This window comes from Paracoccus sp. R12_2, assembly GCF_017744015.1.
Classification (GTDB): domain Bacteria; phylum Pseudomonadota; class Alphaproteobacteria; order Rhodobacterales; family Rhodobacteraceae; genus Paracoccus.
The window spans coordinates 77304-100387 of the sequence record NZ_JAGHRA010000014.1 but is presented as its reverse complement, the minus strand read 5'-3'; the positions used below and the strand labels follow the sequence as shown (position 1 = coordinate 100387).

Sequence of the window (23084 nt, the reverse complement as noted above, 5' to 3'; positions counted from 1 at the left end):
GGTCTCTCGTCAGGCAATAAGTTCAGGCGCCGGAGAGCGGCTGCCCCCACACGGCATCGATAGGCTGTCTACAGTTGAATAAGACGGGCGATGAAGATACCGGCAATTGTTGCCGTCAGGCCAAAGGCGATCGCGTATCCAACTGCATAATGAGCCCTGTCCTTCCGGTTGCCCCCGAGCGCGCGAGCACGCCGGAACCCCAGCAACCCGCCAATCAGGGCCGCGATGACTGTCAACATCGGAGTCGCTGCTGCTTTTGCTGGTTCATGCCTTCTCTTGCCTCACATCTTCGAAACGCGCCTTTTGGGACCTCAAGCAACTAGAGGTTCAAGGCAAAATACCCTTCGATCACGACCTTGTCAGAGAGCAAGTCGGCCTGAAGGAGGCCTGCTGCATCCGAACCGTTTAATCACCAATGCCGGTTTCGGTCATCGTCAGCCGATTACTGTCCGGCATCGTCGGTCGCGGGATTCGAAACACACAGCGAATGATCGCCCAACACCTCGATGACCGGCAATAGGAAATCCGGTCACCTGCGCACTGCACCACCAGGCGCCCAGATTCGGTTTTCCAGGCCTGTCAGGCGGGAGAGACAACTTTCGACCTCGGCAAGCTGCGCCTTGGCGATGGCATCCTTTGCGCATTGACGGGCATGACGGCGGTCTGGCGGATTTCGGCGTCGTTGGCGTTCGTTGAGGATGGCGATCACGATAAGATGGACGGCTTCCAAGGCGCGATCCTATCGCCAACCCAAACTGATACCGGCTACCGCCAGTCTCGGAAATGATCGAACTCATAATGCTTACCCATGACGAAGCTCGGCGCCTTACCGCAGGAGTTGGACGGCCCTGCCTATCTGAAAGCGATGGAAACGGCGCGCGGCAAACTGCGGTTCTCGCCGGCTGTCCGTGTGGAAACGGTTCTCGCGGTCGTGCGCAAGGCGGTTGCCCGCTTTGCAGCTTTGCGGAGAAGGTCAGGCGATGTGCTCGCCTTCGGGGTGCCTGTGATCGGTCGCACAGAGGGAATGGTCACCCAGGACTTCGATCACCCGGCAATCGGCAATGCGCCCGCCCGCGCATTGAACGACCATTCGCTCAAGCTCGGCCTTTAGCGACATCAACCTAGCGAGGCGACTTTCGACCTCAGCCAGTTGGGCCTTTGCGATGGCATCGGCGGCGGCACAGGATTGGTCAGGTCTGTCCGAGAGACTGAGGAGGTCGCGGATCGCTTCAAGCGTGAAGCCCAGATCTCGGGCATGGCGGATGAAGGCCAGCCGTTCTAATGCCTTGCGGCCATAAAGCCGCTGATTGCCCGCGCTGCGTTCGGCCTTTGGCAGAAGGCCGATCTGCTCGTAGTAGCGGACGGTCGGCACCTTCACCCCGGCCTCTGCCCCCAATTTTCCGATAGTCAGCATGAGATTTCCCTTGAACATATAGTTGCTAGAGACATTAGGTTCCCGATTCGATGAAGACAACCGCCCCTTGGGGCTTAGGAACCGCGATGACCGAACCAAAGATAGAAACCGCGCGCCACTGGACTGTATCGGGCATGGACTGTGGGTCATGTGCGACCAAGATCAAGGATGCAGTTGCGCGGCTTCCCGGCGTCAGCGGCGTCGAGGTCGGAATCATGTCGGAACGTCTGCGGCTGACGCTGGACGAGGCGCAGACCGGGTGCGACAAGGTCGAGAAGACCGTGCGGGCGCTTGGCTATGGGATCGCGCCGCGATCCGGCTCGGCAAAGGAAGAGTTCGTTCTGCCTGGTGAAACTCCCGAGCCGGACCACGTCGATGACCATGCAGGGCACGACCATGGCCCGGCGGCCGTGACAGCATCGGTGCGCGACGAGTCCGGCCATGGCAGCCCCGGCCATGTCCATAACGATCCCGCAGACCGGGGCAAGCGCTGGTATCTGACCGCCAAGGGCAAGCTGGTGATCTTCACCGCCCTGCTTCTGGGCGCGGCCTGGATCATCGAATATCTGGCGCCCGAGATCGGAAGATGGGCCTTCGTCGCCGCCTGCCTGATTGGCGTGGCACCGGTGGCCAGGCGCGCGTTTGCGGCCTTGCGGATGGGGCAGCCTTTCACCATCGAAAGTCTGATGACCATCGCCGCCATCGGCGCGCTGTTCATCAACGCCGCGGAAGAGGCGGCGCTGGTGGTCTTCCTGTTTGCCGTGGGCGAGGTGCTGGAAGGTGTCGCGGCGGGCAAGGCGCGGGACGGGATCCGGGCGCTGGCCAATCTGGTGCCGAAGACGGCGCAACTGGTTACCGGCGAGACGACGCGCGAGGTGCCTGCCGCCAGCCTGACCGTGGACCAAACCGTACTTGTGCGCCCCGGCGACCGGATTCCGGCCGACGGCGAGATCACCGAAGGCACCTCGGGCGTGGATGAAAGCCCGGTCACCGGCGAAAGCGTGCCGAAGGCGCGCGGTCCGGGGGAGCTCGTTTTTGCGGGTTCGATCAACACCGAGGCCGCACTGCGCGTCAAGGTCACGAAAGGCCCCGAAGACAATACCATCGCCCGCATCATCCGTCTGGTCGAAGAGGCCGAGGAGGCGCGCGCGCCGACCGAGCGGTTCATCGACCGGTTCAGCCGCTGGTACATGCCCGCCATTGTGGCTGTCGCGGCACTGGTCGTTCTGGTGCCACCGGTGGCCTTCGGTCAGCCCTGGGACACATGGGTCTATCGCGGCTTGGCGCTTTTGCTGATCGGTTGCCCCTGTGCGCTGGTCATCTCGGTGCCCGCCTCCATCGCCTCGGCCATGTCCACCGGCGCGCGGCGCGGCTTGCTGATGAAGGGTGGCGCGGTGATCGAGGCTGCCGCAAAAGTCAGCCGCATCGCCTTTGACAAGACCGGCACGCTGACCCACGGGCGGCCGAAGGTGACGGATGTGGTCGTGTTTGGCACCACCACCGAGGCCGAACTTCTGGCCGTTGCGTCAGGGGTCGAGACCGGGTCAAGCCACCCATTGGCAATCGCGATCCTGAACAAGGCAAAGGATGCAGGCGTCAACGCGCTGCCATCGCGGGATGCCAAAGCGCTGATGGGCAAGGGCGTCATCGCCACTGTTGGCGATGCGTCGGCTTGGGTCGCTTCGCCGCGCTACGCCATGGAGAACGGTGGGCTGGATGGCCTCGGCCTGCGTCAGGCCACGGTGTTCGAGGAAGAAGGCAAGACCGCCGTCGCCGTGTTCCGCGAAAAGACCCCGCTTGGCCTGATCGCCATGCGGGACGAACCACGCAATGACGCCAAGGAGTCAGTCCGCCAGTTGACCGCCATGGGCGTGACCTCGATCATCCTGACCGGGGACAACCCGCGCACGGCAGCCGCCATTGCCGGAAGCCTTGGGATGGAGTTCCAGGCAGACATGATGCCCGAGGACAAGCTCAAGGCGATCAAGGCCATGAGTGAACAGGGCGGCGTGATGATGATCGGCGACGGCATCAACGATGCCCCCGCGCTTAAACAGGCGTCGGTTGGCGTGGCGATGGGGTCGGGCACCGATGTGGCGCTAGAGACCGCCGATGCGGCGATCCTGCGCGACCGGGTGACCGACATCCCCGCCACGATCCGCCTGTCGCGCGCGGCGATGACCAATATCCGCCAGAACGTCACCATCGCGTTGGGGCTGAAGGCCGTGTTTCTCGTAACCTCGGTTTTGGGGCTGACGGGTCTGTGGATCGCGATCCTCGCCGATACCGGGGCGACTGTGCTGGTGACGCTGAATGCCCTTCGGCTGTTGCAGTTCAACCCGGAACGCGAGGGCTGAGCCATGGCCGAGGGACACGAACATGGCGGCAATCTGGACGCGGGCAATGTCGGGCGCGTCCGTCTCGTCTTCTGGCTGACGGTCAGTTATGCGGTCGCTCAGGCGGTCGGCGGCTGGTTCTCGGGATCGCTCGCGCTGATCGCCGACAGCGGACACATGGTGTCGGACGCGGCGGCGCTGCTTCTGGCGCTGATCGCCTATCGGGTCGCGGCGCGGGCTGCGGATGAAACGCGCACGTACGGCTTCCACCGCGTGCGGGTGCTGGCGGCCCTGGCCAACGGGGCATCGCTGCTGCTGCTGGTTGTCTGGATCACCTACGAGGCAGTGGGCCGCATCGGCAGTCCGGTCGAGATTCTGGCCGGACCGATGCTGGCGGTGGCGGTCGTCGGGCTGTTCGTGAACCTTACCGGGGCGTGGTACCTGTCGCGCGGCGACCGGCGCGATACCAACCTGAAAGGGGCGCTCCTGCACGTGCTGGGCGACCTGCTGGGTTCTGTCGGTGCCATTGTCGCGGCCATCGGCATCATGCTGACGGGCTGGCAGATCCTCGACCCGCTGCTGTCGGTGCTGGTCGCGGTGCTGGTCGTCCGGTCGGCTTGGACGCTGGTGTCGGATTCGCTGCGTGTGTTGTTGCAGGCCGTACCCCAAGGACTGGATGCTCGTGAGGCCGAAGCCGACCTCGCAACGCTGCCCGAGATTGCCGCAGCCGGGCATTTCCATGCCTGGGTGCTGACCGACGAATCCAGCGTGGCGACCGTTCACGTCGTGCCTGCCCCCGGCGTCGATCCGTTGACCCTGCCCGATCTGGTCAAGGCGAGGTTGCATGAACGCTATGACATCGACCATGTCACGGTTCAGGTCGACGCGCCCACACAGGGCATCGTCGCACAAGAGACCAGTTCGGCGCAGACGCAATCCTGACCAGAGCTTAACCCTTGATCGTCGTGGCCTGCTGGATGGCTGCGACCGATAGCCACGGAAAGAGAGAACTTGCGATGACGCGTGCCGCCCTGCTTCTTCTGATCGCGACCACCGCACTGGCTGATCAGCTAACCAAGGCCATGGCACTTTCGCTGCTTTCTCCAGGACGCGTGGTCCCGGTCTTGCCGGGCTTCAACCTGACCCTCGGTTTCAACGAGGGTGCGAGCTTTGGCCTGTTGGAAGGGGTGATGGCGGGAAGACCGCTCCTGATGGGCGCGCTGACGGGGGCTCTGACAATAGTTTTCGCCGTCCTAGCGTTTCGGGCAGACCACAATGTGGAACGGGCTGGCTATGCCCTCGTCGTGGGTGGGGCTTCAGGCAACATCATCGACCGTTTGCGGCAGGGTGCCGTGACCGATTTCATTGACCTTTACTGGCGCGACTGGCACTGGCCCACGTTCAATGTCGCCGATATTGCGATCACCCTTGGCGCGGTCCTGATCCTTGCCGCCTCGCTTCCCCTTCGTCGCCGGAAGGAGCCGATTCTTGACCAAAACTGACCCGCAAACATTGTCGCGCGATGACCTTGCGCTGACCGCCGCCTTCCTGATCGCGCTGGCGGCCGCGCTCGGCGCGCTGTTCATCGGCGAGGTGCTGGGCCAGATGCCCTGCACGCTGTGCTGGTATCAGCGCATCGCCATGTTCCCGCTGGTGCCGATGCTCGGCCTGTCGCTGTGGCGCGGAGACGGTGCGGCCAGGATGTATGGGTTGCCGCTTGCGCTTAGCGGCCTCGCACTGTCGGGGTGGCATTCCGGGCTTTACGCCGGACTGTTGCCGGCACCCATCGTGCCCTGCACCGAGAACGGCCCGTCCTGCACCGGCGAGGCGCAGATGATCCTTGGACTGCCGATCCCCTATCTCTCGCTGATCGCCTTTGCCGCGATCCTGGTCTGCCTTCTCTTGCCGAAAGGAAATCGCGCATGAACCGCCGCACTCTGTTGATCGGGGCATCGACCCTTGCACTTGCCGCCTTCGCTGGCGGTGCCGTCGTCCTGACACGCCGGCGCGAGGTTGAGGCCGAAGCCGCGGCCGCTGGGGCCCCCGCGGTGGACCCATCGCTTTTGATCCGTGCCCATTCGCCCAGCTTCGGCCCCGCGGATGCGCCGGTCACGCTGGTCGAGTTCTTTGATCCCTCTTGCGAGGCCTGCCGCGCGTATCACCCTGTCGTGCAGGACATCCGCCGCCAATTCCCGAACGAGGTCCGGGTCGTCCTGCGCTATACGGTCTTCCACGAAGGCTCGGACGAGGCGGTACGCATCCTAGAGGTCGCACGGATGCAGGAGAAATTTGAGCAGGTGCTGGAAGCCATTCTCGAAAAGCAGCCGAACTGGGCACTTCACGACGGCCCGCAGATGGATCTTGCCTGGCGGACCGCCGGTGCGGTGGGGCTTGAACTTGACAAGGCTGAAAGCCAAAGACTTTCGCCAGAGATCACGGGCATCCTCAATCAGGACATGGCCGATGTCGAAGCCGTTGGCATCCGTCAGACCCCCACCTTCTTCCTGAATGGCAAACGGCTGGAGAACCTGTCCCCCGAAAAGCTGGTCGCTGAGGTCAGACAAGCGGTCGAGGGCGCCTGAAGCGCGTCTAGGAGCGGTTGGCGAATGCCGCGAACAGGGCGAGCGTCCGCTCGCTCACATGGTGCTCGATGCCCTCGGCATCGCGTTCAGCCGTCTCGGAATCAAGGCCAAGGCTCAGCAGGAACCGCAGCACGATCTCGTGTCGGTGCCTGCATTCTTTGGCCAGCGCCCGGCCCTCATCGGTCAGAAAGACGGATCGGTATTTTGCGCGGGTGATCAGGCCATCGCGTGCGAGACGGCCAAGTGTCTTGGCGACCGTCGGTGCCGTGACGCCCATCTTCGTCGCGATATCGACGGGACGCGCCTCTCCCTGCGTGTGGATGAGTTCGGCGATCAGCTCGACATAATCCTCGGCCAACTCGTTGCGCCGCGCCACGCGCACACCGTGAAACGCCTCTGCGCGGTTGTCCGCAGTCCGTGGGTCAGGCTCGCGGGCCACCGCGTCTTGATGATCGTCTTTCGTCATCCGCGCAGTTTTGCACGAACCGGATTGACAGGTAAAGGCGTTGGGCAGATTGTTAGCCTAGACTAACTTTATGCGCCCGGCCTTTTTGTGCTTTGCCCGCGAGGAAATCCAGATCCATGCCAGCCGACACTGCACCCTCCGTCGATCCGTCGCGTCGCGCCCTACTTGTCGGTGGACTGGTGGCAGCGGGCGGCGCTGCCATTGCCGCAGGAAGTGCACGTTCGCAGTCTGCCCCCGATACCATGGCCGGTCATGACATGTCGGCGATGAAGCCGGATCCATATGCGGCACCGATGCCCGGCATGGCCCATGGCGACATGACGACGGTCGGTCTGGTTGATCATGCCCGGAACGGCTTTGACCCGACCCCGATGCTGACTGACTGGGACACGGGCACGACCGAGTTCTTGCCCGACGGGCGCACCCTACGGACCTTCGAGGTCGACGCCATCGACAAGGAAATAGAGATTGCCCCCGGCATCTTCTTTCCCGCCTGGACCTTCAATGGTCGCGTTCCCGGCCCTGCCTTGCGGGCGAAGGAGGGCGAGCGGCTGAAGATCATCTTCCGCAACTATGGCTCGCACCCGCATTCGATGCATTTCCACGGCATCCATTCGGCGCGGATGGACGGCGTTCCCGGCGCAGGTCTGATCGGCCCCGGTGAGGAATTCATTTACGAGTTCGACGCCAAGCCCTTCGGCTGTCACCTCTACCACTGCCACGCGCTGCCGCTGAAGCGGCATATGCACAAGGGCATGTACGGTCTGTTCGTGATCGACCCCGATCCCGCGCGCCAGACCGATCCGGCCCTTGCCGCCGCTGCGGCCTCGCGTGCCCTCGGCAGCCCAGAAAATGCCAACTGGCAGGAAATGGCCATGGTGATGAACGCTTTCGATACCAATTTCGACGGTGCCAATGAGATCTATGCGGCCAACACCATTGGCCAAGCCTATATGAACGTGCCGATCCGCATCGAAAAATCGCGCCCGGTGCGCATCTACCTGCTGAACGTGACCGAGTTCGACCCGATCAACTCGTTCCACCTGCATGCCAACTTCTTCGACTACTACGATACCGGCACAACCCTGACGCCCACGCAGCGCACGGTCGATCTGATCATGCAGTGTCAGGCGCAGCGCGGCATCCTCGAGTTCAGTTTTGCCGAGCATGAAGACGGCATGTACATGTTCCACGCCCATCAGTCCGAGTTCACCGAACTGGGCTGGGTCGGCATGTTCGACGTGCGGGGGCCGGAAGCATGAGCGAGCAAAGCCAACCCACCCGGCCCCCCCTGATCCGCCTGTTGCTGGTGCTGTTGCCGCTGGCGGCGATGCTGGCATCCTTCGTGTGGATCGCCTCGCTTGATCCCCTGCGAAGCTTCAACAACGGCGCCCCGCCAGTCGAGGTGCTCACGGTCGAACGGACCATTCTGGACGAAGCCGGCATTCAGGTGCTGGTGCGGGCGGGCGGGTCAGAGGCCATGAATGTCGCGCAGGTCGCGGTAGACGACGCATACTGGTCATTTACCCAGGATCCGGCCGGCCCGATTGCGCGCGGTGATACCGTCTGGCTGCGCATCCCCTATCCCTGGGTTCTGGGCGAGGCGCATCGCGTTGCCATGGTCTCGAATACCGGCACGGTCTTTGAGCACGAGATCGCCGTGGCGGTGCCGACACCCAAGGGCAGTGCTGGGCAGATGCGCCTTCAGGCGCTGGTTGGCGCGATAGTCGGTCTGCTGCCGGTGGCGCTTGGCCTGATGTTCTACCCGGCGATGCGTGGCCTTGGCAGGCAGGGCATGAATGTCCTTCTGGCGCTGACGGTCGGTCTGCTCGCCTTCCTGCTGATCGACATGACGGGTGAGGCGCTGGAACTGTCGGCGGATGCCGCCGCCTTGTTCCAGGGCGCGGCCATGGTCTGGCTGGCGGCGCTGGCCAGCTTCCTGCTGCTGATGGCCATCGGCCGCTGGCGCGGTCAGCCAGAGGGACTGGCGCTGTCCTTCTATATCGCGCTTGGCATCGGCCTTCACAACTTCGGCGAGGGGCTGGCCATCGGAGGTGCCTTCGCCGCCGGATCTGCGGGGCTTGGGACCTTCCTCGTCCTCGGCTTCGCGCTGCACAACGTCACCGAGGGTATCGGTATTGCGGCTCCGATCCTGCGCATACGACCGCCGCTCTGGAGCTTTGCCGCGCTGACCTTGCTGGCGGGCGGACCTGCGGTTCTGGGGATGTGGGCGGGCAGCCTTGCCTATGCCCCGCAATGGTCGGCGCTGGCACTGGCCGTCGGGGCGGGGGCGATCCTGCAGGTGATTGTCGAAGTCAGCAGCTACCTGATGCGGCAAAACCTCGACCGGCAGGCGGTGCTGTTATCGCCTGCGGTTCTGGGCGGGTTTCTGGGTGGTATCGCCTTCATGTATGTGACGGCAGCGCTGATCAAAGTGTAGCCGTGCGCGATCTCAACATGTCAGGCATGGACATGATCGGGCGATTCCGCGTTCGCAGGCGGCAATCTGCGTGGCTGACCGCTGACGATTGTGTGACGCCAAAGATTCGCCCTTGAAGCTCAAGCAACTGGAGGGTTTACGAACGCCGCGCAAGTGGAGTTACAGGTCAGATGCAATTGACAAGGCTGCAAAAGATTCTCTGGGCGGCGGCGGGGCTTGCGCTGTTGTGCTATGGGGCGCTTCTGCTTTTTGAAAAGCCCGTCCCCGCGCCACAGGTCGAGGCGCCATTTCGACCAACCTTCACGCTTCCTGATGCAGACGGACGCCTTCGCAGCTCGGCGGAGTTCGCGGGCAAGCATGTACTGGTGTTCTTCGGCTTCACCAACTGCCCCGATGTGTGCCCGACGACGCTGGCCGAGGTCGCCCAGGTGATGGATGATCTGGGTGATCGGGCGGATCAGGTGCAGCCGCTGTTCATCTCGATCGACCCCGAGCGGGACCGCAAATTGGGGCTGGATGAATTCACCGCCGCGTTCCACCCGTCGATCCTCGGACTTGCCGGAGATGCGGCGCAAACCAGCGCGACGGCGGACAGCTTCCGCATCCACTTCGCGCGAGAGGACGATGCCGCCGCCCCCGATGGCTATTCGATGTCGCACAGTCCCTCACTTTACCTGATCGGCCCCGAGGGCGACTGGCTGCGCCAGTTCACCTATGGCACGCCGGCGTCGGAGATCCTCGCCGACCTTCAATCGAGATTGTGAGCCCATGAAACCCATCATCCTTTCCGCTTTCCTCGCCCTGACGGCAGTTCCGGCCATCGCTTGCGAGACCGTGACCGCCGGCGACCTGACCATCGATCACGCCTGGTCGCGTGCGACCATCGGCGCCAGCCGGCCGGCGGTGTTCTATGTCGAAATTACCAATGCCGGGGCTGCAGATGACGCGCTGCTCGGCATCGCGACCACGGCTGCTGGCATGCCGATGCTGCACCAGACCCAGGTGACCGACGGGGTCGCCTCGATGCCGCATGCGTTGTCCGTCCCGGTTCCGGCAGGCCAGACCACCGCGCTGGCCCCGGGCAGCTATCACGGCATGCTGATGCGCCTGACGAACCCTCTGAAAGAGGGCGACAGCTTTCCGGCGTCTCTGACATTCCAGAACGCTGGCGAGGTCACGATCAATGTCGAGGTGCTGTCCATGCGCGCTGAGGGGCCGACGTGCTCACACGCCGGGCAGTAATCCTCGGGCTTGGCGGCACCACAGGTGCTGTGGCCTTCATGCTCGGGCTTGGCTGGTGGCGAAGCCGACCTGAGGCGCAGCCGAGCGCCGGAGTCCTGCCAGTCCCGTTTGGCGAGATGGCCTTCACCCTGACAGACCATCGCGGCAATCAGGTGCGTCCGACAGACTGGTTGGGTCAGCCGACCATGGTCTTCTTCGGCTTCACCTGGTGCCCCGATGTCTGCCCGACAACGCTGAGCGACATCTCCATCTGGCTGGAGGATCTCGGCGCTGACGCTGATCGGCTGAACGCGGTCATGATCAGCGTGGACCCGGAACGGGACACCCCGGACGTGCTGGCCGACTACCTGTCGAATTTCGATCCGCGGATCGTCGGCCTGACAGGATCACTTGCCGAGGTCCAGCGCGCCGCCTCGGGTTTCCGCGCCCGGTTCGAGAAAGTGCCCCAGGATGCCGACTATACGATGGACCACACCGCAGGGGTGTTCCTGTTTCGCGCCGACGGACATTTCGGTGGGATCATAGACTATCACGAGGATCGCCGATTTGCCGTGCCCAAGATTCGCCGGGTCCTTGATTGATGACCGACACGCGAACTGCAAAAGCAGGGTATGAGTTCATCTTGTCAGCTGGTCAGTTGGAGAACGACCATGACACGATCGTTCGACATCACGCGCCGCCGCGCCCCTGCTTTCGGGGCTGGCGGTTGCGGCATTCTCCGCAGGACCGGAGTGCGCCCAGACGCAGGGATGCGGGCGGATAAAGGAAACGGAAACATCGTCGGGGCGGGGGGGTGAGCACGGGCGCAGCCCGCGTCGATCCCCCGGCACGTCCTCAGCCCATCATGGGCCGCGCCTCAAGCGCGGGCCGCCTCTGTCCTACTGCCCATCGCCCTAGGTGGCCGCTCGCCATCCGCCTATTCATATTGCCTCCGAGGCTATTCAATTTCTACGTCCGCTTTGGTGCCCGAGGCTTCCAGCGCGCGGTAAACGGTCATGCGCGACACACCCAGATCGCGAGCGATCTGGGCCTTGGTGACGCCTTCGGCTGCCAGCCTCTTAATTTTCAGGTCCTCGACCTTCTTTTGCCTGCCTTTATAAGCACCCTTCTGCTTTGCTACCTCTATGCCGGCTCGCTGGCGATCACGGATGAACGTCAGCTCCATGTCAGCGACCATCCCAAGGACGGTTACCGGCTGGTCATTCCCTTGCCCGTTCGGGAATCCGAACTGATCCGGTTCACCCCGCAGGAATGGGCGGTGCTGGACGCGGGTATCGCGATCTTCGATTTGCCGCCCGAACGGGTTGCCGAAGCCTTCGCCATCAAGACGAGCTATCCGAAGCTCTCGGCCAATGACTGCTTCTGCCTCGTCACCACACGTTGCCATGATGACGCAATCTTGTTGACCGGCGACGGACTGCTGCGCGGCGTAGCGGCGGATGACGGCCGCCGTGTGCATGGGGTGCTCTGGGTGATCGATGAACTCAAGCGGCTGGCGCTCTGCGGCGACGACATCTTGGCTGCGGCGCTAGAATTCTGGCGTGACGATCCGACGGTGAGGCTTCCCGCGCCGGAGCTGGCGCGGCGGCTTCGCTTGTTCCGGCGAGCTTAGCACTGCCCTTCGATGCGCGTTGCGCGAGTGGCCGCTTTCTTGGTTTTTGGCGGGCTTGATGCCGCACCGCCGTCAGTCGGCTTTCCTGAAGGTTTTTCGACGTGGACCGCGGCGTGACGCCAGCCGCCGAGGGGTGGCGGTCCACGTTGACAAACCTCGGAAGGACGAAGCCGCGTGGGCCAGGCGTTGTCTATGGGGAAAGAGCGCCGACGGTGGTGGCAGCCGTGAATATGGGGACGGACCGGAGGTATGATTGCCATGCCCTCCAGAAGCATTCGGCCCAGAATGCCGATGCGCGGGCGATCAGATCCCACTGGAACCCGTCCATTTCCAGGTGTTCACGCCGTCCTCGACAAGCGCCAGCAACCCGGCGCCTCAACAGGGACCAGTGTCGGGGCGAGGGGAGTGATGGGCGTTCCATCATGCGGCCTGCTCCCGTGGTGGTGCCCGTGATTGCGGCTTTTGCCCGCGACGGAAGATCTCGACAATGCGAATCGGGCCGCCACAGCAGGGGCATGGCTCGCGAAGTGTGAGAGGAATGATCGCGTCGGTCGCCTGCGGTGTGACCTCGGGCTGAGCCGCGCCGAGCAGGCTGCGGACCTTCGCGATGTTGACCTTGCGCGCGGTGCTGGCCAACAGTCCATAGTGCCGAATGCGATGGAAGCCATCGGGCAGGACGTGGATCAGGAAGCGGCGGACGAACTCATCGGTGGCGAGCCGCATGACCTTTTGCCGGTCACCGGTCTTGACGCGGTAGTCCTTCCAGCGGAAGGCAACGGTCCCGGCATCGGCGCTGACCAGGCGGTTGTTCGAGATCGCCACGCGGTGCGTGTAGCGGCTGAGGTAGGCCAGCACCGCCTCGGGGCCACCGAACGGCGGTTTGGCGTAGACCACCCATTCCAACTTGCGGAACGGTGCCAGCCAGGCGGTAAACGCGCCGATCCCGGTCATCCCGGTAAGGTCGCCGAAGAAGACCAGATGTCCGGACCGATGGAGGTCAAGCAGGCCTTCGATAAACAGGCGACGAAAGAGCCGCGACAGCACCTGCACATGCAGGAAGAACCCTGCCCGGCAAGCGATCCAGCGGGAACCGTCGAATGACAGGCCGCCGCCCGGAACAATCATGTGGATGTGGGGATGGTGGGTCAGCGCCGATCCCCAGGTGTGCAGCACCGCCGTCATGCCGACCCGCGCGCCGAGGCGTTTGGGGTCGGCGGCGATGGTCATCACCGTCTCTGCCGCGGCGCGGAACAAGAGGTCATAGACCGCCTTCTTGTTCCAATAGGCGACTTGCGCGATCTCGGCCGGCAAGGTGAAGACGACGTGGAAATATTCCACGGGCAGCAGATCAGCGGCGCGCGCGGCCATCCAGTCGCGCGCGGCTGGTCCTTGGCACTTGGGGCAGTGCCGGTTCTTGCAGGAGTTGTAGGCGATGTGGTGGTGGCCACAGCTCGCACAACCGGCCACATGCCCGCCGAGCGCTTCAGTCCGGCAGGCCTCTATCGCTGACATCACCTTGAGCTGGGTCAGGCTGACATGCCCCGCATTGGCCCGCCGCCATGCAGGGCCATGGGCGCGGAAGATGTCAGCAATCTCCAGCTTTGGCCGGGGCACGCCCGGCGCTGATCACTCCAGCCCGCGTCGGAGGGTCAGGTCTTGCAGATCCTTGAGCCGTTCGAACGGGCTGACGGTGTTCTGGATCGTCTTCGTGGCGACATGGGTATAGCGGGCAGTCGTGGTCAGCTTCATATGCCCCAGCAGAACCTGGATCACCCGCACATCCGTCCCAGCTTCCAGCAGGTGCGTGGCGAAGCTGTGGCGCAGGGTATGCAGCGTCGCGGACCGGGTCACGCCCGCCATATGCTTGGCGGACGCGAAGGCCCGGTTCAACTGGCGCGGCGAGATCGGATTGACCCTCGGCAGGCCGGGGAACAGCCAGCCATCGGGCCGCGCCTCGCGCCAGTAATCGCGCAGCAGATCCAGCAAGCCGGGCGACAGCATGGCCTTGCGGTCACGCCCACCTTTGCCTTCTTCGACATGGATCATCATCCGATCGCTATCGATGTCCTGAACCCGGAGGTGGCAGACCTCGGCGGCACGCAAACCCGCGCCATAGCTGATGCCGAGGGCGGCGCGATACTTCAGCCCCGGCCCCGGTGCCGCCGCCAGAATGTCACCGACCTCCTCGACGCTGAGCACCGCCGGCAGCTTGCGCGGCGCCCGCCGGAACTGCATGTGCCGCTTCATCTCGTCCCGCCCGCAGGTCATGCCGAAGAAGAACCGCAGCGACACGATCCGCACGTTGAAGGTCGTCGCGGTCATACCGGCATTCGTCATGTGGAGCTGGTAGGCGCGCAGCTCCTCCGGCGTGGCAGTGTCCTGTGAGCGCTTCAGGTATATGGCGAAATCCTTGACGGCACGGATATGCGCGGCCTGGGTCTTCTCGGCCATGCCGCGAATGCGCATGTCCTCGATCATCCGCTGACGCAGCGGGGTGGCCTTCTCCTCCTTCATCGAAACCTCCTGTCTGACGGGTGGGAAGACCCCAATCGTCAGCCCGGAACGGCTTCACACATAGAGAAACGCTGGAATGGGCGACGAACGCCGGCCAAGGGTGCCTTTGCCGCGCGAGCGGCTTAGTCCTCCCGCCCTTTTCTGTAGATGCAGCTCGCAGGCGCAGCGTGGATTGAGCGCCGGCCGCCCGTTCGCCACGGGTCAGCTCGACCGGTGCGAGGGGCGCACCCACTGCTTTTACCCATCTACGCTTCTCGGCATCTGTGCCTTTGCTTTATAGACAGTGCCGCGCGAAATCCCCATCTCGAGAGCAATTTTCGTCGGAGAAATGCCTGCACTAAGTTTAGCCTGCACCTGTCCCATGTCGATCTTGGGCGGACGGCCACGGTACACCCCTTTTCGTTTCGCGGCCTTGATACCTTCAGCCTGCCGCTCCCGTCGTAGATTGGTCTCGAACTCAGCAAAGACACCAAGCATGTCGAAGAACGCCTTGCCCGCTGCGGTTGACGTATCGACGGGCTGTTCGGTGGCTGCCAAATGGGCCCCCTTCGCCGTCAACCTGGCAACGATAGTCTGAAGATCCTGCATCGACCGCGCCAGCCGGTCGATCCGTGTGACCACCAGGGTTTCGCCTGGATGGATGAAGTCGAGTATCGTCCTTAACTCTGGGCGGCCTTCCAGCGTGGCCCCGCTGCGCTGTTCTTGGCGCACCATCCCACATCCGGCAGCCGTCAGAGCCTCGATTTGGGTATCAAGGTTCTGATCGACGGTCGATGTTCGGGCGTAGCCGATTCTAGGGCTCGGTTTGTTCATTTTGGGTATGACCTTGGCGAAATGTGTTCAATATATCTAAACAGACCCAAATTGAACAGTTATTCCGCTGTAGGTGTGATCTTCATCGCTATCTGGCGCAATTTCTTCAGCACTAAGTGGCGTGTTCAGGGCGAGATTTGGAAAAAAAGTAGGGCGGACGTTCGCGCGGCGCGCGGCGAAGGTCTCGTAGGAGCCCTTTTTGACGAATGCTGCCGAGCGACTGGACGGCCGCTTCGGCGGACCCGCAGCTTAGCGAGGTGTTCTCCGTTCGGGTCTAGACATACTCCGTAATGCGTTTCAACAAGGCGACACCGGCACCTGATAGAACGCCGCAAGAAGACGTAAGCTCTTGACGACGCCCGGTGTCGAGCGGGTGGGGTCCTGTTATGTGACCGTAAACTGCCCCATCATGCCCGCATCCTCGTGTTCGAGGATGTGGCAGTGATACATGAATGGTGTCTCTTCCGAAGCCAGCTTGTCGAACCTCAGCAGGATTCCGGTCGGACCCTGCACACGGACAACATCTTTCCAACCGATCTGCGCCGAGTTGACCGGCCGTCCGTTCTGACTCACGCCTCACGATAATTGTCACACGCCTCAACACCCTTTGCGACCACGTCGAGAAGTGCGTCCACATCGTTCAGAAGGACCGTGATGCGCGGGTTGCTGATACGGTAACGGATGAAGCGCCCTTCGCGGTCGCTGGCGACAAGCCCGCAGTCCAGCAGGCACCTCAGATGGTTGGAGACGTTGGGTTGCGATAGTTCGGTCCGCTCGACGATCTCGTGAACGGCCAATGGCTCGTTGCAAAGTGCACCGAGGATGGCCAGGCGGCTCGGGTCCGCGAAGCCGCGGAACAGCTTCGCCCGTCGCTCGATGGTTGCGCTCTTGCGGTCATCGACCAATTGCGCCATATCACTCCTCGCTGATATGTTGTTCTTCGATTCATCCTAGCAGGAATAGCGCGACCATGGCCAACACCGAAAATGCCGGATCGACGGCAGATGTCCCGCCCGTCCGTTACCGGGTTTCCGGTATGGATTGCGCCAAGGATGCCGCGCAGATCGAGCGGGCGGCACAGGCAGCCGGGGTCGCGCCCGGCGATGTGAAAGTGTCGGCCGCGACGCACATCATGACACTGACTGCACCCGAAGTGCGCCTGCCGGACATCGAAAAGGCAGTCGCGGTGACAGGCTATGGCTTCGACCGGATCGAGGGCGATGAAGACATTCCGCCGAATCCCGCCCATCAGGACCCGGCCTACCGACGCGCGCTCTGGATCGTCGTGATCCTGAACGTGGGTTACGGTGTCGTTGAAATGATCGGCGGGTTCATCGCCGGGTCACAGGCCGTGAAGGCCGATGCGCTCGATTTCATCGGCGACGGCGCGATCACCTTCCTTGGCCTGCTGGCCATCGGCTGGAGCCTCGCCTGGCGGGCACGGTCGGCCTTGATCCAAGGCATCTTCCTCGGCCTGCTCGGCCTTGGCGTCCTCGGCACGACCATCGTGCGAGTCTTCGAACGGACGACGCCGGATGCAGGTCTAATGGGCCTGCTTGGCATGATCGCCCTTGTCGTCAACGTCATCTCCGTTCTGCCGCTGCTGCGGTTCCGCAAGGGCGACGCGAACATGCGGGCCGTCTGGCTATTCTCGCGCAACGACGCCATCGGCAATGCGGCGGTTGTCGTTGCCGCCGGTCTCGTGGCGTGGCTGGGCAGCGCCTGGCCGGACCTCATCGTCGCCTTCGGCATCGCCGGACTGTTCCTGCACTCGTCTTGGGCAATCATCCGCGATGCGCGGGCCGATCTGAAGGCAGCGGCATGAACAGCCGCGTTCTGGGCGGGCTCTGCGCGATCGCGGCGTTCGGCCTCGATCAGGGTACCAAGGCGCTTGCGCTGAACACACCGGCGCTTGAGCGCGGCGTCGAGGTTCTACCCTTTCTCAATCTCGTGCGGGTTCTGAACGATGGAGTCAGCTTCGGTATGCTGGGCGGGATCGTGCCTTGGTGGGGTCTCATCGCGCTTGCTGGCGTGATCGTGGCATGGCTGCTGATCTGGTTGTGGCGCGCGCCGGACAGGCTGACGGCTGCCGCTCTCGGTCTGATCATCGGCGGCGCGCTCGGCAATGTCCTCGACCGGCTGCGTTATCAGGCCGTCCCGGATTTTCTGGATTTCCATTACGGAACATACCACTGGCCGTCCTTCAATCTTGCGGATGTGGCGATTTTCTGCGGTGCGGCCCTGCTGTTCTGGGACAGCTTCCGCTCGGCGCAGAACAAGCCCGAACGTAACCACCGAGAAGAAAACGTTACGGGGAAATAATCGATGTCCAGCATTCCATCCGCAAAGGGCATCGACAGCACGCTTGCCCTGCTGCGCAACCCATATGAGTTCATTCCGGACACATGCCGCGATCTTGAGGGCGACCTGTTCGAGACCCGCATCCTCTTTCAAAAGACGATCTGCATGACTGGTGCCGCAGCTGCGGAGGTCTTCTATTCCGAGGATGGGCTCGTGCGCGCAGGCTCGATGCCGAAGCGTATCCAGAGAACCCTGCTCGGCGAAAAGGGCATCCAGGGGCTCGATGGCGAGGCCCACCGTCATCGGAAGCGGATGTTTATGTCACTCATGGCGTCGGAGCGGATCGAAGCTCTCGAAAACACGACGCGGGACCTGTTGGACCGCTACGCACGGGACTGGCAAGCGGCGGAGAAGGTCGTTCTCTACGACGAAGTGCGCGAAATCCTCACCAGAGCTGCCTGCGCCTGGTCGGGCGTGCCGCTTCCCGAAGCGGAGGTCGAGACGCGGACGGCGCAGATGACGGCGCTCTTCCAAGACGCCGGGGCGGTCGGCTGGAAGCACTGGGGTGCGCGTCTGGCGCGGCATCGCGCAGAGCGTTGGACAGCCGGGATTATTGAACGGCTGCGCGACGGAAGCCTTCAGACAGGACAGGAAAGCGCCGCCCATGTCGTCGCGACGTGGCGCGATCTGAATGGGGAGCTGCTGACCTCCAAGGTTGCCGCCGTGGAGCTTCTGAACGTAGTACGCCCGATCGTCGCCGTCTCTGCGTTCATCGCCCAGGCGGCGCATGCCCTGCATCGGCATCCCGAGTGGCGGCAAAAGCTGAAGGACGACGAGGGACAGCTCGAACCTTTCGTGCAAGAGGTCCGCCGTCTGTATCCGTTCTTTCCCGCGGTCGCGGCACGGGTGAAGAGTGATTTCGAGTGGCGCGGATATCGCTTTTCCAAAGGGTACAGGGTTCTGCTCGACCTCTACGGCACAAATACCGACGCTCGCTCGTGGGACGCGCCGCAAGAGTTCCGGCCCGAGCGGTTTCACGATCGGGAGGTCACCCCCTACGACTTCATTCCGCAGGGCGGTGGTGATCACCACAGGAACCACCGTTGTCCGGGCGAGTGGATCGCGATCAGCCAGATGAAGGCGTTTTGCAGTTTCTTCGTGAACGCCATCGACTACGAAGTGCCAGATCAGGATCTGGATCTGGAAACCGAAGAACTGCCGCCCATGCCTAAATCCCGGTTCATCATGCGCAACGTCAGGCGTCGGCAGTAGCGTCGGCCTCCTCCGGCTCGACCGACCGCGCATCCTTGGTGGCCTCAAACGCTTCCCACGCAACGTAGGGCACGATCAGAAGCGCCGCGACCGGGTCGGCCCACCACCAGCCCATCCATTGCGTCAGACCGATCCCGGCCAACACCACGATTGTCTGATACTGGCAGATCATGGTGTCCTTGGCATCGTACTTCAGGGCGGGCGCATCGAGCCGTTTGCCATAGCGATACTTGCCCCAGGCGAGGAACGGGTTGACCACGAGCGAAGCACCCAGAATCGCGATACCCCACCAGTTGAAGCCCGGCGCCTTCTGCGAAATGAAGGCGGAGACCGCCTCGTAGAGGATCGCCGCGACGACGATCCAGAAGGCACAGGCAACCACGTAGAGCGCGACCTTCTTGCGGTGCAGGACCGTGCGCTTGCCGGCACCGTCCTTCTCCCCCTTCAAGCGCCAGATCAGCGTCGCGGCTGAGGTGGCTTCGACCGTGCTGTCGAGACCCCAGCTTACCAGTGCCGCGCTGCCGGTCAGAAGTCCCACGGTGACGGATACGACGACCTCGATGATGTTGTAGACGAGGCTGGCGATCTCGACGCGGATGCCGCGCGTCAGATTGGCCTGCCGGTTATCTTTCTGACTACTCATAAGGGGTCGTTTGCGGGAGAGTGTGGAATCCTACGCTAAGCTGACTGCGGCCGTTCGCGCGGGGTGCGGCGAATGACCGGTTTGAGCCCACTTTGACCGATGCTGCGTAAAGGATGTATCGCTGCTTTCGAGGGCGGTAGAAAACCTGCTTGATCGCAGCCGCGATGCGGAGGGAAAGCAGCGCCGAGTTGTCGGAACGCGTGAACCAAAAGGCGATCTAATCGAACGATTCAGCGCTTCACCCCGTCTGCGGCTGCCTCTCAAATACTGCGCGGTGCCCAGAGAATAATACCCGCACCGACAAGGCAAATGACCGCTCCAACTACATCCCATTGATCCGGGCGATGCCCTTCTACGCCCCATAGCCACAGCAGGGACGATACGATGTAAACGCCACCGTAGACTGCATAGGCGCGGCCCGCCTGATCGGCGGGGCTGAGCGCCAGTAGCCAGGCGAAAGCGGCAAGGGACAGCATGCCCGGTGCCAACCAAAACACGCTCTTGTCCAGCCGGAACCAGGCCCAGAAAGCAAAGCATCCGGCAATTTCGGCCAGCGCAGCGGCGAAGTAGATAAGAACCGTCTTCATCGGGCCAGACATACGTTCCGAGGAGGATCGGGTCTATTGCGAAAAATCTTTCAAATTCAGAGAAGCGAGCCCAAATCCGATCCAACACTTGGATAGGCCGCCGTCATCGACTTAAGTTGCTTGGCCGCCAGGCCCAGCTTGATTGCCAGCCCGAAGAAATTGATCAGTTCGCCGTATTCCGGGCCGAACAGGTGCGCGCCGAGGATCTTGCCGTTCGACTTGTCCACGAGGACCTTCGCGGCAGCAGAGGTCTCGCCGATCCGGTAGTTCGAATACCAATCGCCAGTGTCGGTGAACCGAACATCGACATCATACCCGGCGTCCCTTGCCTCACTTTCCAACATGCCGACACGCGCCACTTCCGGGACTGTGAAGACGGCTGTAGGAATACCGGCATAATCCGGTGCGGTCTGAGTGTCTTTGAGCATGTTGGAGGCCGCGACCTTCCCTTCGATCACTGCGACTGGCGTCAGCGGCATGCCATCGGTGTCGGCGGAATCTCCGGCGGCAAAGACCGCGCTGTTTGTCGTGCTTTGCAGATGCGGGGCTACAACGATGCCCTTGTCGCTGTAATCAACACCAGCCGCCTCAAGATTCAGATCGGCCAGGGCTGCCACACGGCCCGCGCCATGCACGACCAGATCGGTTTCGATTGTTCGGGTTTCATCGCCCGACTTCACCTCGACAGTGAATGCTCTACTGGCTTCCGAGACCGACACGATTTCGGTTTCGCGCATCAGGTCCACGCCGATACCGCCGCTGCGGTCGATCAGCATTTCGACCAGATCGGGATCGAAGCCGCGTAAGGGCCGGGCGCCACGATCCACGATGATCGGGTTGGCTCCGGCCCGTGCGGCGATATGCGCAAACTCGAAGGACACGAAGCCGCCACCGATAAAAAGAACCCGATTGGGAAGGGCCTCCAGGTTGAGGAAATCCGTGCTGTCGATCACGAGATCGGCCCCTGTGAAGCTCAGCGGCCTGGGCATGGCACCGGCGGCCACGAGGAACCGTTCCGACTGATATGCCGTTCCATCGACCTCCAGCGTGTTGCTTCCCGTGAACCGCGCGGCTCCATGCAGGGTTTCGACGCCGTTGCCCGACAGGCCCTTTTCCATCTTGTCCGGCACGGGATCGGTGAAGCCACGCTTGTGTGCCATCAGATCGGCCCAGTTGATCGACAGATCACCGGGATCGATCCCCTTGCCCTGCATGAGCCGTGCCGCGTCCATGATTTCCGCACCGCGCCGCAGGATTTTCTTTGGATCGCAGCCGCGCAATGCGCAGGTGCCGCCGTAGGGCAGCGCATCGACAATGGCGACACGCCATCCTGCCGCGCCACATTTGTTGGCCGCGGCCACGCCCGCCATGCCCGCCCCGATGACGATCAGGTCGTAGTCTTCATTCATTCTCCGGTCCTTGTCCTGATCTTCATCCGGCGCAGCAGCTCAACTTTGCCACGTCCATATCGAAGGTTTGCGCCGCCAGCTTCAGCCCTTCCACGGTCGTCAGATAGGGGAAGATCGTCTCCCCGAGCGCCTTTGTGGTCATGCCAAACTTCAGCGCCATAACGAGGGTCTGGATCGTATCGGACCCCTCGGGCGCGATGATCTGGCCGCCAAGCAGCCGGTCGGACTTTCTGTCCGCCACCAGCTTGATCAATCCGCGCGTGTCGCGTGCGGCCAGTGCGCGCGGCACCTGATCGAGCGGTACGATGGACGTCTTGACGTCGAGGCCCGCGTCCCGCGCCTGGGCTTCACCGAGACCGACGCCCGCGACCTGCGGGTCGGAAAACACCACCCAGGGCATCGCGGCGTTGTCGTAGCGATGGTCTTCGCCGAGAACCGCATTTTTGGCCGCGAGCTTTGCACCATAGGCCGCCATATAGACGAACTGGTCGCGGTCGGTCACATCGCCTGCGGCATAGATGCCGCGCACCGATGTCTGCATGTCCTCGCCGACGACGATGGACCCACGCGCGTCGGTTTCCACGCCGATTGCGTCCAGGCCCATATCTTTGGTATTGGCCCGCCTGCCAGCGGTCGAAACGAGGTGATCCGCCGTCACTTCGACAGGCTTTCCGTTCTGGATCACGCGCAGTGTCACGCCCGCGTCGTCGCGGCGCACAGTGTCGTAGCTTAACCCGGTCAGAAGGGTGATGCCTTCGGCCTCGAACGCCGCCGCCAATGCCTCCGAGACCTCTGGTTCCGCGCCGGGCAACAGATGCGAACGGGCGACAAGCGTGACCTTCACGCCCATGCGGCTCATCATCTGGGCCAGCTCCGCGCCGATGTAGCCCGCGCCGATGAAGATCAGGCTTTTCGGCAGTACTTCGAGTTCCAGAAGACTGGTGCTGTTGAGCGCGCCGATTTCCTCGATGCCGTCGATGGTCGGCAGAACGGGACGCCCGCCCGTGGCGATGATGGTCCTCGGTGCTTTCAGGGTTCGCTCACCGACTGTCACGCCACCTTCGATCAGCCGCGCGGGACCGGCGTCGATGTAATCGACATCCTCATATTCCGGCAGAAGGTCCGCGTATTTCTTCTGGCGCAGGGTCGTGACCAGATCGTCCTTGGACTGAACGAGCGTCTGCCAATCATCCACTTGTGCCCGTCCCGACAGGCCGGGGAACCGCTTGGCAGCCCCCGCACAGTGCACGGCCTCTGCCGCACGGATCATCGCCTTGGAGGGCACGCATCCCACGTTGACGCAAGTTCCGCCGATGGTGCCATGTCCTACGAGGGCGACACGCTTTCCGGCATCCGCGCCGGTAATTGCGGCGGAGAACCCCGCCGATCCGGCCCCAAGAACGATCAGGTCATAGCCGCCCTGTTCATCGTCGTTTTTGTTCAGGTCTTTCAT

At 62.9% G+C, this 23084-nt stretch carries 28 protein-coding genes; 14 read left to right on the top strand and 14 right to left on the bottom strand.

Annotation, left to right across the window (positions count from 1 at the left end; genetic code table 11):
* Nucleotides 1-68: 68 nt before the first annotated feature.
* The 3 genes from J7359_RS15550 to J7359_RS15540 all read right to left on the bottom strand — a co-directional run bounded on the left by J7359_RS15550 (nt 69) and on the right by J7359_RS15540 (nt 1414).
* The gene (locus tag J7359_RS15550; RefSeq protein WP_209057967.1) at nt 69-239 is read right to left on the bottom strand and encodes a hypothetical protein; all 171 of its coding nucleotides are present in this window, start codon (nt 237-239) and stop codon (nt 69-71) included.
* 290 nt (nt 240-529) lie between these two features.
* Nucleotides 530-730, bottom strand: coding sequence for a hypothetical protein (locus tag J7359_RS15545; RefSeq protein ID WP_209057965.1), 201 nt, complete (start codon nt 728-730; stop codon nt 530-532).
* A 243-nt stretch (nt 731-973) separates the two neighbouring features.
* The gene (locus J7359_RS15540) at nt 974-1414 is read right to left on the bottom strand and encodes a helix-turn-helix domain-containing protein (protein ID WP_209057963.1); all 441 of its coding nucleotides are present in this window, start codon (nt 1412-1414) and stop codon (nt 974-976) included.
* 86 nt (nt 1415-1500) lie between these two features.
* Here J7359_RS15540 and J7359_RS15535 point away from each other — a divergent pair, with 86 nt between their 5' ends.
* The 5 genes from J7359_RS15535 (at nt 1501) to J7359_RS15515 (ending at nt 6332) form a co-directional block, all read left to right on the top strand.
* Nucleotides 1501-3771, top strand: a complete 2271-nt coding sequence (locus J7359_RS15535) for a heavy metal translocating P-type ATPase (protein WP_209057961.1) — start codon at nt 1501-1503, stop codon at nt 3769-3771.
* Nucleotides 3772-3774: 3 nt separating this feature from the next.
* Entirely contained in the window at nt 3775-4692 is a 918-nt protein-coding gene (locus J7359_RS15530; protein ID WP_209057959.1) for a cation diffusion facilitator family transporter, read from the top strand.
* Nucleotides 4693-4766: 74 nt separating this feature from the next.
* The gene (lspA, locus tag J7359_RS15525) at nt 4767-5252 is read left to right on the top strand and encodes a signal peptidase II (RefSeq protein ID WP_209057956.1); all 486 of its coding nucleotides are present in this window, start codon (nt 4767-4769) and stop codon (nt 5250-5252) included.
* A 10-nt stretch (nt 5253-5262) separates the two neighbouring features.
* The gene (locus tag J7359_RS15520) at nt 5263-5676 is read left to right on the top strand and encodes a disulfide bond formation protein B (protein WP_209057993.1); all 414 of its coding nucleotides are present in this window, start codon (nt 5263-5265) and stop codon (nt 5674-5676) included.
* Nucleotides 5673-6332 (top strand): thioredoxin domain-containing protein, encoded by a 660-nt coding sequence (locus J7359_RS15515; RefSeq protein WP_209057955.1) that lies wholly within the window; start codon nt 5673-5675, stop codon nt 6330-6332. The genes J7359_RS15520 and J7359_RS15515 overlap by 4 nt, the downstream gene beginning before the upstream one ends.
* Before the next feature lie 7 nt (nt 6333-6339).
* On the opposite strand, the gene mntR is transcribed toward J7359_RS15515, so the two are convergent.
* Entirely contained in the window at nt 6340-6798 is a 459-nt protein-coding gene (gene mntR, locus J7359_RS15510; protein ID WP_209057953.1) for a manganese-binding transcriptional regulator MntR, read from the bottom strand.
* A 116-nt stretch (nt 6799-6914) separates the two neighbouring features.
* Between mntR and J7359_RS15505 the strand changes: the two genes are divergently transcribed.
* The 5 genes from J7359_RS15505 to J7359_RS15485 all read left to right on the top strand — a co-directional run bounded on the left by J7359_RS15505 (nt 6915) and on the right by J7359_RS15485 (nt 11061).
* Nucleotides 6915-8060, top strand: coding sequence for a multicopper oxidase domain-containing protein (locus J7359_RS15505; RefSeq protein ID WP_209057951.1), 1146 nt, complete (start codon nt 6915-6917; stop codon nt 8058-8060).
* Entirely contained in the window at nt 8057-9238 is a 1182-nt protein-coding gene (locus tag J7359_RS15500; RefSeq protein ID WP_209057949.1) for a metal transporter, read from the top strand. The genes J7359_RS15505 and J7359_RS15500 overlap by 4 nt, the downstream gene beginning before the upstream one ends.
* 170 nt (nt 9239-9408) lie before the next feature.
* A complete protein-coding gene (locus J7359_RS15495) occupies nt 9409-10002 on the top strand; it encodes an SCO family protein (protein ID WP_209057947.1) in 594 nt (197 codons plus the stop codon).
* 4 nt (nt 10003-10006) lie between these two features.
* On the top strand, nt 10007-10480 hold the full coding sequence (locus J7359_RS15490) for a copper chaperone PCu(A)C (RefSeq protein WP_209057945.1): 474 nt from the start codon (nt 10007-10009) through the stop codon (nt 10478-10480).
* Nucleotides 10481-10518: 38 nt separating this feature from the next.
* Nucleotides 10519-11061 (top strand): SCO family protein, encoded by a 543-nt coding sequence (locus J7359_RS15485; protein WP_209057992.1) that lies wholly within the window; start codon nt 10519-10521, stop codon nt 11059-11061.
* A gap of 356 nt (nt 11062-11417) precedes the next feature.
* Here J7359_RS15485 and J7359_RS15480 read toward each other — a convergent pair whose 3' ends face one another.
* Nucleotides 11418-11645: a helix-turn-helix domain-containing protein gene (locus J7359_RS15480; protein WP_247740451.1), complete on the bottom strand. Its 228-nt coding sequence runs from the start codon at nt 11643-11645 to the stop codon at nt 11418-11420.
* 42 nt (nt 11646-11687) lie between these two features.
* Between J7359_RS15480 and J7359_RS15475 the strand changes: the two genes are divergently transcribed.
* A complete protein-coding gene (locus tag J7359_RS15475) occupies nt 11688-12092 on the top strand; it encodes a type II toxin-antitoxin system VapC family toxin (RefSeq protein WP_209057941.1) in 405 nt (134 codons plus the stop codon).
* 420 nt (nt 12093-12512) lie between these two features.
* Here the strand turns inward: J7359_RS15475 and J7359_RS15470 are convergent, their stop codons facing one another.
* The 5 genes from J7359_RS15470 to J7359_RS15450 form a co-directional block, all read right to left on the bottom strand.
* Nucleotides 12513-13706 carry an IS91 family transposase gene (locus tag J7359_RS15470; protein WP_209057940.1) on the bottom strand — a complete coding sequence of 398 codons (1194 nt, stop codon included), beginning with the start codon at nt 13704-13706 and terminating at the stop codon, nt 12513-12515.
* A gap of 12 nt (nt 13707-13718) precedes the next feature.
* Nucleotides 13719-14606: a site-specific integrase gene (locus J7359_RS15465; RefSeq protein ID WP_209057938.1), complete on the bottom strand. Its 888-nt coding sequence runs from the start codon at nt 14604-14606 to the stop codon at nt 13719-13721.
* A gap of 237 nt (nt 14607-14843) precedes the next feature.
* Nucleotides 14844-15419, bottom strand: coding sequence for a recombinase family protein (locus J7359_RS15460; RefSeq protein ID WP_209057936.1), 576 nt, complete (start codon nt 15417-15419; stop codon nt 14844-14846).
* A gap of 384 nt (nt 15420-15803) precedes the next feature.
* Complete coding sequence (locus J7359_RS20015) at nt 15804-15992, bottom strand: multicopper oxidase domain-containing protein (RefSeq protein ID WP_209057934.1); 189 nt, start codon at nt 15990-15992, stop codon at nt 15804-15806.
* Nucleotides 15989-16333 carry a metalloregulator ArsR/SmtB family transcription factor gene (locus J7359_RS15450; RefSeq protein ID WP_035746440.1) on the bottom strand — a complete coding sequence of 115 codons (345 nt, stop codon included), beginning with the start codon at nt 16331-16333 and terminating at the stop codon, nt 15989-15991. Before J7359_RS15450 ends, J7359_RS20015 begins: the two co-directional genes overlap by 4 nt.
* Nucleotides 16334-16389: 56 nt before the next feature.
* On the opposite strand from J7359_RS15450, the gene J7359_RS15445 reads away from it, so the two are divergent.
* From J7359_RS15445 to J7359_RS15435, 3 genes are read left to right on the top strand one after another with little or no spacing between them, the layout of a single operon-like run.
* A complete protein-coding gene (locus J7359_RS15445; protein ID WP_209057932.1) occupies nt 16390-17244 on the top strand; it encodes a cation transporter in 855 nt (284 codons plus the stop codon).
* Nucleotides 17241-17741, top strand: a complete 501-nt coding sequence (gene lspA / locus J7359_RS15440) for a signal peptidase II (RefSeq protein ID WP_009807499.1) — start codon at nt 17241-17243, stop codon at nt 17739-17741. The genes J7359_RS15445 and lspA (J7359_RS15440) overlap by 4 nt, the downstream gene beginning before the upstream one ends.
* 3 nt (nt 17742-17744) lie before the next feature.
* Nucleotides 17745-18992 carry a cytochrome P450 gene (locus J7359_RS15435; RefSeq protein WP_047998166.1) on the top strand — a complete coding sequence of 416 codons (1248 nt, stop codon included), beginning with the start codon at nt 17745-17747 and terminating at the stop codon, nt 18990-18992.
* Here the strand turns inward: J7359_RS15435 and J7359_RS15430 are convergent.
* The 4 genes from J7359_RS15430 to merA form a co-directional block, all read right to left on the bottom strand.
* Nucleotides 18976-19635, bottom strand: coding sequence for a cation transporter (locus J7359_RS15430; protein ID WP_082379096.1), 660 nt, complete (start codon nt 19633-19635; stop codon nt 18976-18978). The two genes, J7359_RS15435 and J7359_RS15430, sit on opposite strands and share 17 nt — an antisense overlap.
* Before the next feature lie 260 nt (nt 19636-19895).
* A complete protein-coding gene (locus J7359_RS15425) occupies nt 19896-20222 on the bottom strand; it encodes a YnfA family protein (RefSeq protein ID WP_040546036.1) in 327 nt (108 codons plus the stop codon).
* A gap of 56 nt (nt 20223-20278) precedes the next feature.
* Nucleotides 20279-21631 carry an NAD(P)/FAD-dependent oxidoreductase gene (locus J7359_RS15420; RefSeq protein ID WP_017467591.1) on the bottom strand — a complete coding sequence of 451 codons (1353 nt, stop codon included), beginning with the start codon at nt 21629-21631 and terminating at the stop codon, nt 20279-20281.
* Nucleotides 21632-21653: 22 nt separating this feature from the next.
* Nucleotides 21654-23084 carry a mercury(II) reductase gene (merA, locus tag J7359_RS15415; RefSeq protein WP_057796628.1) on the bottom strand — a complete coding sequence of 477 codons (1431 nt, stop codon included), beginning with the start codon at nt 23082-23084 and terminating at the stop codon, nt 21654-21656.

Bases quoted from the DNA above. Each gene is read 5' to 3' on its own strand.
- J7359_RS15480 (WP_247740451.1), bottom strand. From the start codon at position 11,645: ATGGAGCTGACGTTCATCCGTGATCGCCAGCGAGCCGGCATAGAGGTA.
- J7359_RS15435 (WP_047998166.1), top strand. From the start codon at position 17,745: ATGTCCAGCATTCCATCCGCAAAGGGCATCGACAGCACGCTTGCCCTG.
- J7359_RS15425 (WP_040546036.1), bottom strand. From the start codon at position 20,222: ATGAAGACGGTTCTTATCTACTTCGCCGCTGCGCTGGCCGAAATTGCC.
- J7359_RS15535 (WP_209057961.1), top strand. From the start codon at position 1,501: ATGACCGAACCAAAGATAGAAACCGCGCGCCACTGGACTGTATCGGGC.
- mntR (WP_209057953.1), bottom strand. From the start codon at position 6,798: ATGACGAAAGACGATCATCAAGACGCGGTGGCCCGCGAGCCTGACCCA.
- J7359_RS15465 (WP_209057938.1), bottom strand. From the start codon at position 14,606: ATGAAGGAGGAGAAGGCCACCCCGCTGCGTCAGCGGATGATCGAGGAC.
- J7359_RS15530 (WP_209057959.1), top strand. From the start codon at position 3,775: ATGGCCGAGGGACACGAACATGGCGGCAATCTGGACGCGGGCAATGTC.
- J7359_RS15495 (WP_209057947.1), top strand. From the start codon at position 9,409: ATGCAATTGACAAGGCTGCAAAAGATTCTCTGGGCGGCGGCGGGGCTT.
- J7359_RS15420 (WP_017467591.1), bottom strand. From the start codon at position 21,631: ATGAATGAAGACTACGACCTGATCGTCATCGGGGCGGGCATGGCGGGC.
- J7359_RS15500 (WP_209057949.1), top strand. From the start codon at position 8,057: ATGAGCGAGCAAAGCCAACCCACCCGGCCCCCCCTGATCCGCCTGTTG.
- J7359_RS15515 (WP_209057955.1), top strand. From the start codon at position 5,673: ATGAACCGCCGCACTCTGTTGATCGGGGCATCGACCCTTGCACTTGCC.
- J7359_RS15490 (WP_209057945.1), top strand. From the start codon at position 10,007: ATGAAACCCATCATCCTTTCCGCTTTCCTCGCCCTGACGGCAGTTCCG.
- J7359_RS15450 (WP_035746440.1), bottom strand. From the start codon at position 16,333: ATGGCGCAATTGGTCGATGACCGCAAGAGCGCAACCATCGAGCGACGG.
- J7359_RS15540 (WP_209057963.1), bottom strand. From the start codon at position 1,414: ATGCTGACTATCGGAAAATTGGGGGCAGAGGCCGGGGTGAAGGTGCCG.
- lspA (WP_009807499.1), top strand. From the start codon at position 17,241: ATGAACAGCCGCGTTCTGGGCGGGCTCTGCGCGATCGCGGCGTTCGGC.
- J7359_RS15505 (WP_209057951.1), top strand. From the start codon at position 6,915: ATGCCAGCCGACACTGCACCCTCCGTCGATCCGTCGCGTCGCGCCCTA.
- J7359_RS15460 (WP_209057936.1), bottom strand. From the start codon at position 15,419: ATGAACAAACCGAGCCCTAGAATCGGCTACGCCCGAACATCGACCGTC.
- merA (WP_057796628.1), bottom strand. From the start codon at position 23,084: ATGAAAGACCTGAACAAAAACGACGATGAACAGGGCGGCTATGACCTG.
- J7359_RS15550 (WP_209057967.1), bottom strand. From the start codon at position 239: ATGTTGACAGTCATCGCGGCCCTGATTGGCGGGTTGCTGGGGTTCCGG.
- J7359_RS15485 (WP_209057992.1), top strand. From the start codon at position 10,519: ATGCTCGGGCTTGGCTGGTGGCGAAGCCGACCTGAGGCGCAGCCGAGC.
- J7359_RS15445 (WP_209057932.1), top strand. From the start codon at position 16,390: ATGGCCAACACCGAAAATGCCGGATCGACGGCAGATGTCCCGCCCGTC.
- lspA (WP_209057956.1), top strand. From the start codon at position 4,767: ATGACGCGTGCCGCCCTGCTTCTTCTGATCGCGACCACCGCACTGGCT.
- J7359_RS15430 (WP_082379096.1), bottom strand. From the start codon at position 19,635: ATGAGTAGTCAGAAAGATAACCGGCAGGCCAATCTGACGCGCGGCATC.